The 16,924-nt window shown below is 69.5% G+C and carries 10 protein-coding genes; all 10 read right to left on the minus strand.

From position 1 onward, the window contains the following. Positions 1-7: 7 nt before the first annotated feature. A complete protein-coding gene (gene gdhA / locus IO29_RS19870; protein WP_051707785.1) occupies positions 8-1,381 on the minus strand; it encodes an NADP-specific glutamate dehydrogenase in 1,374 nt (457 codons plus the stop codon). Positions 1,382-1,609: 228 nt separating this feature from the next. After that, on the minus strand, positions 1,610-2,857 hold the full coding sequence (locus tag IO29_RS19875) for a hypothetical protein (protein WP_030380865.1): 1,248 nt from the start codon (positions 2,855-2,857) through the stop codon (positions 1,610-1,612). 191 nt (positions 2,858-3,048) lie between these two features. Then, positions 3,049-4,155 (minus strand): endo-1,4-beta-xylanase, encoded by a 1,107-nt coding sequence (locus IO29_RS19880; protein WP_030380866.1) that lies wholly within the window; start codon positions 4,153-4,155, stop codon positions 3,049-3,051. A 48-nt stretch (positions 4,156-4,203) separates the two neighbouring features. Continuing rightward, the gene (locus tag IO29_RS19885) at positions 4,204-7,407 is read right to left on the minus strand and encodes a glycosyl hydrolase 115 family protein (protein ID WP_030380867.1); all 3,204 of its coding nucleotides are present in this window, start codon (positions 7,405-7,407) and stop codon (positions 4,204-4,206) included. 230 nt (positions 7,408-7,637) lie between these two features. Then, a complete protein-coding gene (gene tuf / locus IO29_RS19890) occupies positions 7,638-8,831 on the minus strand; it encodes an elongation factor Tu (RefSeq protein ID WP_030380868.1) in 1,194 nt (397 codons plus the stop codon). A gap of 145 nt (positions 8,832-8,976) precedes the next feature. Continuing rightward, on the minus strand, positions 8,977-11,103 hold the full coding sequence (fusA, locus tag IO29_RS19895) for an elongation factor G (protein ID WP_030380869.1): 2,127 nt from the start codon (positions 11,101-11,103) through the stop codon (positions 8,977-8,979). Between the two features lie 39 nt (positions 11,104-11,142). Continuing rightward, positions 11,143-11,613 carry a 30S ribosomal protein S7 gene (rpsG, locus tag IO29_RS19900; RefSeq protein WP_003992340.1) on the minus strand — a complete coding sequence of 157 codons (471 nt, stop codon included), beginning with the start codon at positions 11,611-11,613 and terminating at the stop codon, positions 11,143-11,145. 2 nt (positions 11,614-11,615) lie between these two features. Further along, a complete protein-coding gene (gene rpsL, locus IO29_RS19905; RefSeq protein WP_003948652.1) occupies positions 11,616-11,987 on the minus strand; it encodes a 30S ribosomal protein S12 in 372 nt (123 codons plus the stop codon). A 267-nt stretch (positions 11,988-12,254) separates the two neighbouring features. Continuing rightward, positions 12,255-12,731: a DUF1707 and DUF4190 domain-containing protein gene (locus IO29_RS19910; RefSeq protein WP_030380870.1), complete on the minus strand. Its 477-nt coding sequence runs from the start codon at positions 12,729-12,731 to the stop codon at positions 12,255-12,257. Between the two features lie 259 nt (positions 12,732-12,990). Beyond that, on the minus strand, positions 12,991-16,899 hold the full coding sequence (locus IO29_RS19915) for a DNA-directed RNA polymerase subunit beta' (protein WP_030380871.1): 3,909 nt from the start codon (positions 16,897-16,899) through the stop codon (positions 12,991-12,993). Positions 16,900-16,924 lie beyond the last annotated feature (25 nt).

The following is a 16,924-nucleotide window of genomic DNA, read 5'->3' on the forward strand; positions in this document are numbered from 1 at the left end:
CGGGGCGTCAGATCACGCCCTGCGCGAGCATCGCGTCGGCCACGCGTTCGAAGCCGGCGATGTTGGCCCCGGTGACGTAGTCGCCGGGGGCGCCGTAGCGCTCGGCGGTCTCGTGGCAGGTGGTGTGGATGGCGTTCATGATGCCGGTCAGCTCCTCCTCCACGCGCGCCGCCGGCCAGGACGTACGGGCGTGGTTCTGCGCCATCTCCAGGCCGCTGACCGCGACCCCGCCCGCGTTGGCCGCCTTGCCGGGGCCGAAGGCGACGCCCGCCTGCCGCAGGGCGTGCACGGCCTCGGGGGTGGCCGGCATGTTGGCGCCCTCGGAGACCGCCTTGACGCCGTTGCGGATGAGGGTGGCGGCGTCGTCGGCGTTCAGTTCGTTCTGGGTGGCCGACGGCAGCGCGAGGTCGGCCGGGACCTCCCAGACCCGGCCGCCGGGCACGAACCGCGCGGAGGCGCCCCGGCGCTCGGCGTAGACGTCGACGCGGCCTCGCTCGACCTCCTTGACCTGCTTGAGCAGCTCGACGTCGATGCCCTTGTCGTCGACGACGTAGCCGGAGGAGTCCGAGCAGGTGACGGCGTTGGCGCCGAGGGCGGCGAGCTTCTCGATGGTGTAGATCGCGACGTTCCCGGAGCCGGAGACGACCGCCGTCTGCCCCTCCAGGTCCTCGCCGCGCTGCTGGCGCAGCATCGCGGCGGCGAACAGCACGTTGCCGTAGCCGGTGGCCTCCGGGCGGATCAGGGAGCCGCCCCACAGCGGGCCCTTGCCGGTGAGCACGCCGGCCTCCCAGCGGTTGGTGATCCGCCGGTACTGGCCGAACAGATAGCCGATCTCGCGGCCGCCGACACCGATGTCACCGGCGGGCACGTCGGTGTGCTCGCCGATGTGCCGCTGGAGTTCCGTCATGAACGACTGGCAGAACCGCATGACCTCCGCGTCGGAGCGGCCGTGCGGGTCGAAGTCGCTGCCGCCCTTGCCGCCGCCGATGCCGAGCCCGGTCAACGCGTTCTTGAACACCTGCTCGAAGCCGAGGAACTTGATGACACCGAGGTTGACGGTCGGGTGGAAGCGCAGACCGCCCTTGTACGGACCCAGCGCGCTGTTGAACTCGACGCGGTAGCCGCGGTTGACCCGCACACGGCCGTGGTCGTCGGTCCACGGCACCCGGAAGATGACCTGCCGCTCCGGCTCGCACAGCCGCTCGACGAGCCCCGGCTCCGCGTACTCGGGCCGGGCGGCGAGCACGGGTGCGAGCGTCTCCAGCACCTCGTGGACGGCCTGGTGGAACTCCGGCTGCGCCGGGTTGCGCTGCTCGATCTCCTCGCGCAGGTGTTCGAGCGAGGACAGGGCGGACTGCTTCGTCACGGGTCGTGTCGCCACGGATTCCCTTTCTGGCACGGCTGCAACCGGTCGTACGACATCGTCGTACGGAACCGGGTACGGGCGCTCGGCGCCGTTGCCGCGCGCGGGAACACGGCCGCCGCCGGACGCACCCCACCGAGGTGCCGCCCGCGAGACGGCCGACCCTTCAGTGTTACGCACAGGTAAACCGTCTGGCCAGAGCCTTCGTCGAACCAGGAGGACCGACCGGTCCCGTCGGCGGAGGCGTCACGTCCGTGTGACCGTCCCGCAGGCGTCGCGGTCGGTCTCGTCCGTCAGCGTGTCGCTGCGGTCGTACGGGTCCGCCGCCGCGCCCGTGGCGGGGGCGCCCGTGGGGGCGTCGCCGGGGAAGACGGTGTGGATGTAGCCGTCGTGGACGCCGCACTCGAAGTTGTAGAACTCGGCGTCGTTCTCGGCGAGCGAGAGCTTGCCCTTGGTGGCGATCCACCTGGCCGGGTCGGCGAGCGTCATGGTCAGCTCGCGGCGCACGACGGTGCGCGCCACCCGGCTGTCGCCGTCCGCCTCCGTGTGCACGAGCGGGTAGACGAAGCTGTAGTCCGCGTGCACCCGCACCTGACCCGGCTTCCCGGCCTCGAACGTCAGGTGGCCGCGCACCTTGACCGTGTCGCCGGCGAGCCGCACCTGCTCGGGGTCGAAGCGGGTGACGTAGTTCAGCGGGTCGTTCTCGCGCCCCGGGGCGCGCAGCGCGCTCCGGATGCCGGACAGCAGCTTCGGCTGTTCGGGGTCCAGGAGCGCCAGCGCCGCCTTCGGCTCGCCGCCGCGCAGCACCTTCGGGTCCAGGTTGGCCGCGACCAGGAACTCCTTCGTGCGGCGCAGCGCCAGCGCCACGTCGTCCTTGCTCATGCCGCCGACGGCCTTGGCGGCCGGCAGCACGATGGCGTCCGGGCCCCCGGCCCAGGAGCGGGCCGGGGAGCCGAGGAACGGGTGGTCACGGGTGGGCGCCCTGACCTGGCCCACCTCGCCGGGCGCCCCGGTCGGCAGCGCGGTCTCGGCCGGGAGCGCGGTGGGGACCGAGTCCGCCGACCCGCCCCCGGAGAACCGGTCGAGGAGCAGTGACGGGCGGATGGCGACCACCGCCAGCGCCACCGCGGCCACCACGCCGACGGCCGACCACACCCCCCGCCGGCGCCCGCGGCCGCCGTTCATCTCCTGCCAGGCGGGGCCCGTGCGCCAGCCGGGCGGGGTCGCGGGAGCGGACCGCGCCGCCTTCCGGCCGCCCCGGCGCCACCGCCGGCCGCCCCTGCCGCCCCGCTCCGCCGCCTCGTCCTGCTCCCGCAGCCGCCGGGCCACCATCCGGGCCCGCGCCGACGGCTCCTTCGGCGGGGCCGCGCCACCGCCCTCCGCCGCGTCGCGCTGGAACGCCGCCCACTCCTCGTCGGATAGGGAGGACGGCATCGAGGACGCCGCGGGGGCCGACTCCTCGTCGGGCTGTTCGGGGGGCGGAACGGTGCTCACGGGCTCACTCTCGGGGTGCTGTACGTCGTGCTGCACGGATGGGCCGTGCGGGGGGCCCGATCATTCCTAGGCTCCGTATCCGCAGTTCACAAGGGGTGCACAGGGCCGTCACGAGAGCTGTGATCCAACCGGTACGGGTTCGAGGCCCGCCCGTACGTCCGTACGACCGCACCGGGCGGGCCCCGCCTCCCTCAGCCGCGCCGTGCCAGTTCCGCCCGCAGCGCCTCGTACGCCGGCTTGCGGCCGAAGTCCGCGTCGAGGAGGTTCGCCTCGCCCTCGCCCTCGAAGGTGCCGGGCACCCAGGAGTACTTGTCGGTGAAGCCCCACACCGTGAACGACGTGCAGCCCCTCGTCGCCAGGCAGGCGGCGAGCAGCGCCCGGTAGTCGGAGGCCTGCCGGGTCAGCTTCGCCTCGTCGGACGGCGTGTACATCCGCACGTCGGCCTCGGTGATCGCGGTGCGCAGCCCGAGCCGGTCGAAGCGGGCCAGGTTGTCGGCGAGGTCGGCCGGGAAGCCGTACTGGATGTCGAGGTGGGCCTGGACGCCCATGCCCTGCACCGGAACTCCCTCGGCGCGCAGCTTCTTCGCCAGTTCGTAGTAGGCGGTCGACTTCGCGTTGACGCCTTCGACGTTGTAGTCGTTCATGAACAGCTTGGCCTTGGGGTCGGCCCGGTGCGCCCAGCGGAAGGCGTCGGCGATGTACGACGGGCCGAGTTGCCGCAGCCAGAGCGAGTCGCGCAGGGTGCCGTCGTCGTTGAACACCTCGTTGACGACGTCCCACTGGTAGATCCTGCCCTTGAAGTGCGTGACCTCGGCGGTGATGTGGTCGCGCAGGATGCCCCGGAGCGCCTTCGCGTCGAGGGAGCCGTCGGCGACGCCGTCGGTCAGCCAGGCCGGGAGCTGGTTGTGCCAGAGCAGGGTGTGCCCGCGGACCTGCTGGCCGTGGGCGCGGGCGAAGCGGACCAGCTCGTCCGCCTGCGACCAGTCGTACCGGCCCCGCTCCGGCTCGACGACCTCCCACTTCATGACGTTCTCCGCGGTGACCGAGCTGAACTCCCGGGCGGTGGTGGCCCGGTAGACGCTGTCGTCGGCGAGTGCGGTGGTGTCGACGGCGGTGCCGATCAGGACGTGCCGGCGGTCGGCGAGCTCGCGCAGCGAGGAGTCGGCGGGCTTGTGGTGGCCCTTGCCGTGCTGCCCGTGGCCGGCGTGCGCCTGTGCCGTGCCGGCGGCGGTCGCCACCAGGGCCGCGCTCAGCACGGCGACGGCGGCTCTTCGCAGGGTGGTGCGGTGGGGGTGCATGGGTTTCCTCTCTGCGGAATGGGGGGGTGGGTCGGTGTGCCGCGCGCGTCAGCGCAGCCGCTTGCTCTCCGGCGGTCCCAGATACGTCGGCGTCAGCCCGCCCGTGTCCACGACGAGCCGTTGCAGCACGACCGTCGGGTCGACCATCCAGAACGTCAGGCGGTGCACGCCCGCCGAACCGATCGTGTGCCGGGTGGCCGTGCGGTTGACGTTGTCCGAGGTGTGACGGGCCCACTGCCTGTTCATGGTTCCGTCGTCCGCGCCGGTGGAGCCGATGACGTCGACGGTCCGGGGGGTGTCGTCGTCGAAGGAGACCGCGTACCGCAGTCCGGCGCGGGCGAGGGCCGGGTTGCGCGGCGACAGATACGCCCACACGGTGACCTCGCCCGGGGTCAGCACGCTCACCTCGTACTCCAGCCGGGGCGAGTGGCCGCCGGGGGTCTGCGCGGCGGCGGTGACCGGCACCGGTGTCATGCCCGCGCCGGTGCGGCCGATGCCGTCGACGCGCTGCCAGCTCACCCCGTGTGCGCCGACCGCACGCGTGTGGTGCGCGGCGTCGATCGCGAGGTACCCGCCGGCCTCGACGAAGCCGCGCAGTCCGCGCGCGGTGCGCCGGTCGGGCCGGTGGGCCACGGCGGTGACGGTGACGGTCCGGCCGCCGGGGCCGTGCACCACCAGCTCCGCCTCGCCGCGCCCCTCCGGCGCCTTCGCCCAGTCGACCGTCACGGTGACGCGCACCTGCTGGTCGACGTGGCCGTGCGGGCGGTCGACGCGCAGCCAGCGGGCGGAACTGGTGATCCGGTAGTCGAAGGGGCGGCTGCCCCGGTTGAAGACCTCGAGGTATTGGTCGGGCCTGGTCTGGTAGGGGCTGAACTCGGGCAGTACGGCCCGCTGTTCCGCGTGCGGCCACCAGTCGGCGGAGCCGTCGACCGCGACGCCTAGCTCGGCCTCCTCCGGCAGCTCGACGCGCTTGACGGCGGGGAAGAGCACGTCGGGGAGGGCCACGTTGTTCAGCTCCGGCTGCTGCCAGGGCGCGTTGGGCCCGTACCGTTCGACGTCGCCGTAGTCGATGTGCGGCTGGGTCTGGAACCCCTTCCACTTGCCGTCCGCGACCTCGTTGTCGAACCGGTCCTGGAGGGCGAAGTCGTCCTTGAGGCGGGCCTCGGCGCTCGTCGCGCGGTCGTTGGCGGCGGCCCGGCCCTGCGCGGCGTACAGCAGGTTGGTGAACTCGGCCTCGCGCAGCGCGTAGAGGTTGGCGGTGGCGGCGACCTCGTAGCCGACCAGCTCGAACCAGGCGTCCTGGTCCTTCTCGGGCAGCCGCCGGGCGACCTTCTCGGCCCGCTCGGCGAGCCGGCGCCACTGGGCGGTCACGCGTTCGAGTTCGCGGTGGTCGGTGAGGGAGAACGGCGTCGCCTCGTCGTCGTAGACGATCGCGGACTCGTCCTTCGCGGGATCCTTGTCCGGGTCGAGGCTGATCCTCCGGTTGAGCAGCTCGGGCTTGCGCAGCGACTGGAGCCGCGCGTACTCGGCGAGGATCGAGGCGATCGCGGTGGACTGGGCCTCGCCGAAGTTCTGCCGGGCGTAGCGGCGCTCCCACTCGGGGAGGGCGTCGAGGTCCCAGCGGGCGGGGTTCCAGGCGTAGTCGAGGAAGAACTGGGTCGGCACCTCGTTGCCCTTGAGATCACCCACATTGGTGACCCACAGTCCGTGGTTGCCGTAGGCGACGGCCTGGCGGAGCTGGTCCCACATGTTCGGCAGGGAGGTGGTGTCGACCCACTTGTAGTTGCGGCCGGCGCCCACGTAGTCGAAGTGGTAGTACAGCACGTAGCCGCCGGGGCGGGCGGGTTCGGCGGGGTCGGGGTGCTTGCGGATGTTGCCCCAGTTGTCGTCGGTGAGGACGACGGTGACGTCGTCGGGGGCGCGCAGCCCGCGGTCCCAGTAGCGCTGGACCTCCTTGTAGAGCGTCCACACCTGGGGGATGGTCGTGACGTCCTTGCCGGTGACGTCGGCGAGGATCTTCCGCTGGGTGGCGATGATCTCCCGCATCAGCTCGATGCCGTCGCCGTCGGGGAGGCTGGTGTCGCCGTTGCCGCGCATGCCGAGGGTGACCACACCCTCGAAGTCCTGTTCGACCATCCGCCTGATGCCGTCGGCCCAGTACTTCTTCAGCGCGTCGGCGTTGTTGCGGAAGGACCACTCGCCGGTGCCGCCGTACGGGTCGTGGCCGGGGGTGATGATCGTGCCGTCCCTGTCGCGGACGGCGGCCACGGCGTGCCGGTTCCACTCCTCGATGCCGCGCATCATGGGCGCCTCGTGGGAGGTGCCCATGACGATGCCGTACCGGGTGGCGCGGGCGTGGTTCTCCGGGTCGTCCTCGGCGAAGGCGCGGCCCCATACGGCGGGCCACAGGTAGTTCGCCTTGAGGCGGAGCAGCAGTTCGAAGACCTTGGCGTAGAAGTCGGCGTTGAAACCGCCCTCGTACCCCTCGGCCCTGCCGGGGCCGAAGTAGGCGGGGGCCCAGGTGCCGAGGGCGGGGTTCTCGTCGTTGAGGAAGACGCCGCGGTACTTCACGGCGGGGGTGCCCTGGGTGTGCCGGCCGGGCAGGACGTAGAGGGCGGTGCGGCGGACCGGCTCGACGTCGTCCCACCAGTACCAGGGCGAGACGCCGATGCCGAGGCTGACGTCGTAGGCGCCGAAGACGGTGCCGCGCTGGTCGCTGCCCACGACGACGAAGGCACGGTCCACGCCGGGGAACGGGTGCTCGACGATCGTCTCCAGCGAGGTCTCCCACGCGCCCTCGACGCCGCTGACGTCCAGCTTGCCGCTCGCGACCAGGCGGTCGACGAGCGCGCTGCGGCCGAGCGTGCCGAGGACGACGACCTCGCGGGCGGCGGGCAGTTCGTCCCCGCCGGTCTTCACGAGGGCGGGACGGACACCGGTGACGCGTTCGACGTCGTCCCGGAGGTCCCCGGCGACGCGCACGACACCGGCGTGGTCGCCGCCGTCGACGGCGATCGGCAGCGCGCGCCCGGCGCGCACGAGGGCGAGTGCGCCGTGCCGGGGCGTGAAGGAGACGTAGGCGCCGGGGTCCGTCACCCGCGGCCCGCCGCCGGCCGCCGTCGCGGGGGTGGCCGCGTGCGCCGAGCCGGACAGGCCCGGGACGCTCCCGAGCAGACCGAGGCCCAGCGCGCTGCCCGCGCCCGCTCCGATGACGGCTCTCCGGCTCGGCCGCTCGCCGACATGCCTGTCCATGCGCTCCTCCGTCCGTCACGGGCCGCGAGTAAGCGATCACGGCCGCGCCACATCATGGTTCGGAGAATTCCCCGAAACAATAGGCCGTCGGCAACGAAAAACTTTCGTGGACGGGGAGGCTCGCGAATCGGTGGTACGGCCCCGGGCAACGCGAAGGGCCCGTACGACCGAAGTCGTACGGGCCCTCGACGGTGCTCGCAGCGGAGCTACCAGGCCGAAGCCGTCAAGAGTTACTTGACGATCTTGGTGACCTGGCCGGCGCCGACGGTCCGGCCACCCTCACGGATGGCGAACTTGAGGCCCTCCTCCATGGCGACGGGCTGGATGAGCTCCACCTTCATCTCGGTGTTGTCACCCGGCATGACCATCTCGGTGCCCTCGGGGAGGGACACCACGCCGGTCACGTCCGTCGTGCGGAAGTAGAACTGCGGGCGGTAGTTGTTGAAGAACGGCGTGTGGCGGCCACCCTCGTCCTTGGACAGGATGTAGGCCTGCGCCTCGAACTCGGTGTGCGGGGTGACCGAGCCCGGCTTGATGATGACCTGGCCGCGCTCGACGTCCTCGCGCTTGATGCCGCGGAGCAGCAGACCGACGTTCTCACCGGCCTGGCCCTCGTCCAGCAGCTTCCGGAACATCTCGATGCCGGTGACCGTGGTGGAGGTCTTGTCCTGCTTGATGCCGATGATGTCGACGGTCTCGTTGACCTTGAGGACACCACGCTCGATGCGGCCGGTGACGACCGTACCGCGACCGGTGATGGTGAAGACGTCCTCGATCGGCATCAGGAACGGCTTGTCGACGTCCCGCTCCGGCTCCGGGATGGACTCGTCGACGGCCTTCATCAGGTTGAGGACCGACTCGCCCCACTCCTTGTCGCCCTCGAGCGCCTTGAGCGCCGAGACGCGCACGACCGGAAGGTCGTCGCCCGGGAACTCGTACTCGGAGAGGAGCTCACGGACCTCGAGCTCGACGAGCTCCATGATCTCCTCGTCGTCCACCATGTCGGCCTTGTTCAGGGCGACGACGATGTACGGAACGCCGACCTGGCGGGCCAGGAGCACGTGCTCCTTGGTCTGCGGCATCGGGCCGTCGGTGGCGGCGACCACCAGGATGGCGCCGTCCATCTGCGCCGCACCGGTGATCATGTTCTTGATGTAGTCCGCGTGACCGGGGCAGTCGACGTGGGCGTAGTGACGCGACTCGGTCTGGTACTCGACGTGCGCGATGGAGATGGTGATACCGCGCTGGCGCTCCTCAGGAGCCTTGTCGATCTGGTCGAAGGCCGAGGCCTCGTTCAGGTCCGGGTACGCGTCGTGCAGCACCTTGGTAATGGCGGCCGTGAGGGTCGTCTTACCGTGGTCGATGTGACCGATGGTGCCGATGTTGACGTGCGGCTTAGTCCGCTCGAACTTCGCCTTCGCCACTGGGGTCCTCCTGTGGAGTGGTTCTGTACGCCTTACTCATCGGCGCCAGGATGATCTTTGCTGGGGTGCCGCCCGCCGGGAATCTCCCTCACCGGTCGAATTCCCGGCGGTCGGTGTCAAGCCTAAAGCGTGTGAACGGGGTGCGTTACTCGCCCTTGGCCTTCGCGATGATCTCCTCGGCGACGTTCCGCGGAACCTCGGCGTAGGAGTCGAACTGCATCGAGTAGCTGGCGCGACCCGACGTCTTGCTGCGGAGGTCGCCGACGTAGCCGAACATCTCCGACAGCGGAACCAGGCCCTTGACGACGCGGGCGCCGGCACGCTCCTCCATGGCCTGGATCTGGCCACGGCGGGAGTTGATGTCGCCGATCACGTCGCCCATGTAATCCTCGGGCGTGGTGACCTCGACGGCCATCATCGGCTCGAGCAGCACGGGGCTGGCCTTGCGCGCGGCCTCCTTGAAGGCCTGCGAACCGGCGATCTTGAAGGCGAGCTCCGAGGAGTCCACCTCGTGGTAACCACCGTCGATGAGCGTGACGCGGACGCCCGTCATCTCGTAGCCGGCGAGGATGCCGAACTGCATGGCCTCCTGCGCACCGGCGTCGACCGAAGGGATGTACTCCTTCGGGATGCGGCCACCGGTCACCTTGTTCACGAACTCGTAACTGGCGTCGCCGCCCTCGATGGGCTCGATCGCGATCTGCACCTTGGCGAACTGACCGGTACCACCGGTCTGCTTCTTGTGGGTGTAGTCCACGCGCTCGACGGCCTTGCGGATCGTCTCACGGTAGGCGACCTGCGGCTTGCCGACGTTGGCCTCGACCTTGAACTCGCGCCGCATCCGGTCGACCAGCACCTCGAGGTGAAGCTCGCCCATGCCGCCGATGACGGTCTGGCCGGTCTCCTCGTTGGTGTGCACCTGGAAGGAGGGGTCCTCCTCCGCGAGACGCTGGATGGCGACACCCAGCTTCTCCTGGTCGCCCTTGGACTTGGGCTCGATCGCGACCTCGATGACCGGCGCCGGGAAGTCCATGGACTCCAGGATGACCGGGTTCTTCTCGTCGGACAGCGTCTCACCGGTGGTGGTCTGCTTCAGGCCCATGACGGCGACGATGTCACCGGCGCCCACCGACTCGATCTCCTCACGCTTGTTGGCGTGCATGCGGTAGATCTTGCCGATGCGCTCCTTGCGGCCCTTGACGGAGTTCAGCACGGCGGTGCCGGACTCCAGGCGGCCGGAGTACACGCGGACGAAGGTGAGCTTGCCCAGGTGCGGGTCGCTCATGATCTTGAACGCGAGGGCGGACAGCGGCTCGTCCTCGGACGGCTTGCGCGTGACGACGACCTCGGGGTCCTTGACGTCGTGGCCCTCGATGGCCTCGACGTCGAGCGGGGTCGGCAGGTAGCGCACGACCGCGTCGAGCAGGGGCTGGACGCCCTTGTTCTTGAACGCGGTGCCGCAGAACACCGGGGTGACCGTGGTGTCGCTGGACTTGCCGGAGGCGATGGTGATGCGGCGGATCGCCGCGTACAGCTGCTCCTCGGTGGGCTCCTGGCCCTCCAGGAACAGCTCCATCATCTCTTCGTCGTTCTCGGCGACGGCCTCGACCAGCTTGCCGCGCCACTCCTCGGCGGCCTCGGTGTGCGTGGCCGGGATGTCGACGGTGTCGTACATCTCGCCCTTGGCCGCCTCGGCGGACCACACGAGCGCCTTCATGCGGACCAGGTCCACGACGCCCTTGAAGTCGGCCTCGGCACCGATCGGGAGCTGCATGACCAGCGGCTGGGCACCCAGGCGGTCCGAGATCATGTCCACGCAGCGGTGGAACTCGGCACCCGTACGGTCCAGCTTGTTCACGAAGCAGATGCGCGGCACGCCGTAGCGGTCGGCCTGACGCCACACCGTCTCGGACTGCGGCTCGACACCCGCGACACCGTCGAACACCGTCACGGCACCGTCGAGCACACGCAGGGAGCGCTCCACCTCGACGGTGAAGTCGACGTGCCCCGGGGTGTCGATGATGTTGATGGTGTAGTCGTTGTCCTCGAGCGGCCAGTGACAGGTGGTGGCAGCGGACGTGATCGTGATGCCACGCTCCTGCTCCTGCTCCATCCAGTCCATGGTGGCGGCGCCGTCGTGGACCTCACCGATCTTGTACGAAACGCCGGTGTAGAACAGGATCCGCTCGGTGGTGGTCGTCTTGCCCGCGTCGATGTGGGCCATGATCCCGATGTTGCGGACCTTGGCCAGGTCAAGTGAAGTGGTAGCCATAAGGCTTCAGTCTTCTCTCGGTCTCGATGTGGGAAGCGACTACCAGCGGTAGTGCGCGAAGGCCTTGTTGGACTCGGCCATCTTGTGGGTGTCCTCGCGCTTCTTCACCGCGGCACCGAGGCCGTTGGAGGCGTCGAGGAGCTCGTTGAGCAGGCGCTCGGTCATGGTCTTCTCGCGACGGGCGCGGGAGTAGCCGACCAGCCAGCGCAGCGCGAGGGTGTTGGCGCGACCGGGCTTGACCTCGATCGGCACCTGGTAGGTGGCGCCACCGACACGGCGGGACTTGACCTCGAGGGTCGGCTTGATGTTCTCCAGCGCGCGCTTCAGCGTGATGATCGGGTCGTTGCCCGTCTTCTCACGCAGACCCTCCATGGCGCCGTAGACGATGCGCTCGGCGGTGGAGCGCTTGCCGTTCAGCAGCACCTTGTTGATCAGGGAGGTCACCAGAGGAGAGCCGTAGACCGGGTCGATGATGACCGGACGCTTCGGGGCGGGGCCCTTACGAGGCATTCTTACTTCTCCTTCTTGGCGCCGTAACGGCTGCGGGCCTGCTTGCGGTTCTTGACACCCTGGGTGTCGAGGGAGCCACGGATGATCTTGTAGCGAACACCCGGCAGGTCCTTCACACGGCCGCCGCGCACGAGCACGATGGAGTGCTCCTGCAAGTTGTGTCCCTCACCCGGAATGTAAGCAGTGACCTCGATGCCGCTGGTCAGACGCACACGCGCGACCTTGCGGAGGGCCGAGTTCGGCTTCTTCGGGGTGGTCGTGAACACACGCGTGCAGACGCCGCGACGCTGGGGCGAACCCTCGAGTGCGGGCGTCTTGTTCTTCTCGACCTTGTCCTGCCGGCCCTTGCGGACCAGCTGCTGGATCGTAGGCACTACTTCTCCGGTTTCTGTGTGCCGATGGGTACAGCTAACCTGGAACATCTCCGACCCACGCGGTCGGGTGTGTCGAATACTGCGGATCCCCGCCGCGAGGCAGAAAAGGCGCAGATTACGGTGGCCGGTGACGGCTCCCCGTACGGGTGCAGGCACGCACGAGGGCCAGGGCACACCCCAGGCACAAGGTCTGAGCGTACCTACCTCATTGCCTGCGGTCAAAACAACTCCGCCACGGCCGGGCCCCCACGGACACCGCCGCAGCGTTCAGGTGGACATCGACGCCGCCGCGATCACGAAGATCAGGAACAGCGTCCAGCCCGCGATCGACAGCCAGCCCAGGATCAGGCCGGCCAGCGCGAAGCCGTCGCCCCCCTCGCCCGTCCGGCGTATCTCGCTGCGGGCCGTGTGGCCCAGCACCACGGCGGGGATACCCGTCAGCCCCGCCGTCATCGTCGTCAGGATGCCGCACACCAGGGCGCCCACGGCCTTGCCGTTGTTGGGCGGCGGCAGCGTCGGCGCCGGCAGGAACGTACGCGGCACGGGGGCCGCGGCCACGGCGGGCTGCATCGGGACCGGCCCCTGCGGCAGGTCGGCGACGAGCAGTCCCAGCTCCCCCACCGTCCGCGCCTCGTACGCCCGCGCGATGCGCTTTTCCAGTTCGGGCTGCTGAAGCCGGCCCTCGCTGAACCCCGCTCTGAGGACGTCGACGGCCCGCTCCCGGTCCGCGTGGGACGCGAGCATCGACGAGCCGTGCTGCGCGTTCTGCCCGCTCCACGGCTGCCACGGTGTCGGATATGTCACGGAACACCTCCCCCGGCGGCGGTATGGCCTCCATCATCTCCAAACGCGCCCCGATGCGCGATGGTTCCCTCCCCGCCGGAAGACACCTCCGAGGGCGTGAGGAGGCCGCACACGCCGACGGGCGGCCACCCCTGGGGGTGACCGCCCGTCGCGTGCTCACGAACCGCCGGCGCGGCCCTCGACCGCGCCTACCGACCGCTTACTGGTTGTACGGACCGTAGTCGTAGTCCTCCAGCGGCACCGCCTGGCCGGAGCCCGTGCCGAACGGCGAGTAGTCGATGTCGTCGTAGCCGACGGCCGAGTACATCGCCGCCTTGGCCTCCTCGGTCGGCTCGACCCGGATGTTGCGGTAGCGGGACAGACCCGTACCGGCCGGGATGAGCTTACCGATGATGACGTTCTCCTTGAGGCCGATGAGGCTGTCGGACTTGGCGTTGATCGCCGCGTCCGTCAGGACCCTGGTCGTCTCCTGGAAGGAGGCGGCCGACAGCCAGGACTCCGTCGCCAGCGAGGCCTTGGTGATACCCATCAGCTGCGGACGGCCGGAGGCCGGGTGTCCGCCCTCCTGGACCACACGACGGTTCTCGGTCTCGAACTTGCCGCGCTCGACGAGCTCGCCCGGCAGCAGCTCCGCGTCGCCGGACTCGATGATCGTCACCCGGCGGAGCATCTGCCGGATGATGATCTCGATGTGCTTGTCGTGGATCGACACGCCCTGCGAGTTGTAGACCTTCTGGACCTCGCCGACCAGGTGCACCTGGACCGCGCGCTGACCGAGGATGCGCAGCACGTCGTGCGGGTTGGTGGCACCCACCGTGAGCTTCTGGCCCACGTCGACGTGGTCGCCCTCGGAGACCAGCAGACGGGCACGCTTGGAGATCGGGAACGCCGTCTCGTCGCTGCCGTCGTCCGGGGTGACGACGATCTTCTTGGTCTTCTCGGTCTCCTCGATCCGCACCCGGCCGGAGGCCTCGGAGATCGGGGCGACACCCTTCGGGGTACGGGCCTCGAAGAGCTCGACGACACGCGGCAGACCCTGCGTGATGTCGTCACCGGCCACACCACCGGTGTGGAAGGTACGCATCGTCAGCTGGGTGCCGGGCTCACCGATGGACTGGGCGGCGATGATGCCGACCGCCTCACCGATGTCGACCAGCTTGCCGGTGGCCAGCGAACGGCCGTAGCACATGGCGCAGGTGCCGACGGCGGACTCGCAGGTCAGGACCGAGCGGGTCTTGACCTCCTCGACGCCGTGCCTGACGAGCTCCTCGATGAGGACGTCGCCCAGGTCGGTGCCGGCCGGGGCCAGCACCTTGCCCTCGACGACGATGTCCTCGGCGAGGCAGCGCGCGTACACGGACGTCTCGACGTCCTCGGTCTTGCTCAGCACGCCGTCCGCACCGCGCTCGGCGATCTTGAGGCGCAGACCGCGGTCGGTGCCGCAGTCCTCCTCGCGGATGATGACGTCCTGCGAGACGTCGACCAGACGACGGGTGAGGTAACCCGAGTCGGCCGTACGCAGGGCGGTGTCCGCCAGACCCTTACGGGCACCGTGCGTGGAGATGAAGTACTCCAGGACGGAGAGGCCCTCACGGAAGGACGCCTTGATGGGACGCGGGATCGTCTCGTTCTTGGCGTTGGACACCAGACCGCGCATACCGGCGATCTGACGCATCTGCATCATGTTTCCGCGCGCACCCGAGTCGACCATCATGAAGATGGGGTTCGTCTTCGGGAAGTTCGCGTTCATCGCCTCGGCGACCTCGTTGGTCGCCTTGGTCCAGATCGCGATGAGCTCCTGCGTGCGCTCTTCCTTGGTGATCAGACCGCGCTCGTACTGCTTCTGGACCTTCTCGTCCTGCGCCTCGTAGCCCTTGACGATCTCCTTCTTCGCCTCGGGAACGACGACGTCGGAGATGGCCACGGTGACGCCGGAGCGGGTGCCCCAGTAGAAGCCGGCCGCCTTCAGGTTGTCGAGCGTCGCCGCCACGACCACCTTCGGGTAACGCTCGGCCAGGTCGTTGACGATCTCGCCGAGCTGCTTCTTGCCCACCGAGTAGTCGACGAACGGGTAGTCCTCGGGCAGCAGCTCGTTGAAGAGCGCGCGGCCCAGCGTGGTCCGCAGGCGGAACGGGTCGCCCTGCTGCCAGGCGGCGGCGTCGGCGTCGTCCTCCTCGGAGACCGGCGGGGTCCAGCCGCGCGGCGGGATGGTGCCCACCGGGAAGCGGATGTCGACGGGCGACTGGAGGGCCAGCTCGCCGGCGTCGAACGCCATGGTCGCCTCGGCGGTGGAGCCGAAGGCCCGGCCCTCGCCCTTGGTGTCCCGCATCTCGCCGTCGGTGGTGAGGAAGAACAGACCGAGGACCATGTCCTGGGTCGGCATCGTCACCGGACGGCCGTCGGCGGGCTTGAGGATGTTGTTCGAGGACAGCATCAGGATGCGGGCCTCGGCCTGCGCCTCCGCGGACAGCGGCAGGTGCACGGCCATCTGGTCACCGTCGAAGTCCGCGTTGAACGCGGTGCAGACGAGCGGGTGGATCTGGATGGCCTTGCCCTCGACCAGCTGCGGCTCGAAGGCCTGGATGCCGAGGCGGTGCAGGGTGGGCGCACGGTTCAGCAGCACCGGGTGCTCGGCGATGACCTCTTCGAGGACGTCGTACACCACGGTGCGGCCGCGCTCGACCATGCGCTTGGCGCTCTTGATGTTCTGCGCGTGGTTCAGGTCGACCAGGCGCTTCATCACGAACGGCTTGAACAGCTCCAGCGCCATCGCCTTCGGCAGACCGCACTGGTGCAGCTTGAGCTGCGGACCGACGACGATCACGGAACGCGCGGAGTAGTCCACGCGCTTGCCGAGCAGGTTCTGACGGAAGCGGCCCTGCTTGCCCTTGAGCATGTCGGACAGCGACTTCAGCGGACGGTTGCCGGGGCCCGTGACCGGGCGGCCGCGGCGGCCGTTGTCGAAGAGCGCGTCGACGGCCTCCTGGAGCATGCGCTTCTCGTTGTTCACGATGATCTCGGGCGCGCCGAGGTCGAGAAGCCGCTTCAGGCGGTTGTTGCGGTTGATGACACGGCGGTACAGGTCGTTCAGGTCGGAGGTCGCGAAGCGGCCACCGTCCAGCTGCACCATCGGACGCAGGTCCGGCGGGATGACCGGGACGCAGTCCAGGACCATGCCCTTGGGGCTGTTGGAGGTCTGGAGGAACGCGGAGACGACCTTCAGCCGCTTCAGGGCACGGGTCTTCTTCTGGCCCTTGCCGGTGCGGATGATCTCGCGGAGCCTCTCGGCCTCCTCGTCGAGGTCGAAGGACTCCAGGCGCTTCTGGAGCGCCGCGGCACCCATCGAGCCGTCGAAGTAGGTGCCGAAGCGGTCGCGCAGCTCGCGGTAGAGCAGCTCGTCGCCCTCGAGGTCCTGGACCTTGAGGTTCTTGAACCGGGTCCACACCTCGTCGAGGCGGTCGATCTCGCGCTGCGCGCGGTCGCGCAGCTGCTTCATCTCGCGCTCGGCGCCCTCGCGCACCTTGCGGCGCACATCGGCCTTGGCGCCCTCGGCCTCGAGCTCGGCCAGGTCGGTCTCGAGCTTCTTGGCGCGGGCCTCCAGGTCGGCGTCGCGGCGGTTCTCGACCTGCTGCCGCTCGACGGAGACGTGCGCCTCCAGGGAGGGCAGGTCGCGGGTGCGGCGCTCCTCGTCGACGTACGTGATCATGTACGCCGCGAAGTAGATGACCTTCTCCAGGTCCTTCGGAGCGAGGTCGAGCAGGTAACCGAGGCGCGACGGAACGCCCTTGAAGTACCAGATGTGGGTGACGGGAGCGGCCAGCTCGATGTGGCCCATCCGCTCACGGCGCACCTTGGCGCGGGTCACCTCGACGCCGCAGCGCTCACAGATGATGCCCTTGAAGCGGACGCGCTTGTACTTGCCGCAGTAGCACTCCCAGTCCCGGGTGGGGCCGAAGATCTTCTCGCAGAAGAGCCCGTCCTTTTCCGGCTTGAGGGTGCGGTAGTTGATCGTCTCGGGCTTCTTGACCTCGCCGTGGCTCCACTGACGGATGTCGTCAGCGGTGGCCAGGCCGATCCGGAGCTCGTCGAAGAAGTTGACGTCGAGCACTATGCGTCAATCCCTCTCAGGGTTG

Source organism: Streptomyces sp. NRRL F-6676 (assembly GCF_000725625.1).
GTDB lineage: Bacteria > Actinomycetota > Actinomycetes > Streptomycetales > Streptomycetaceae > Streptomyces.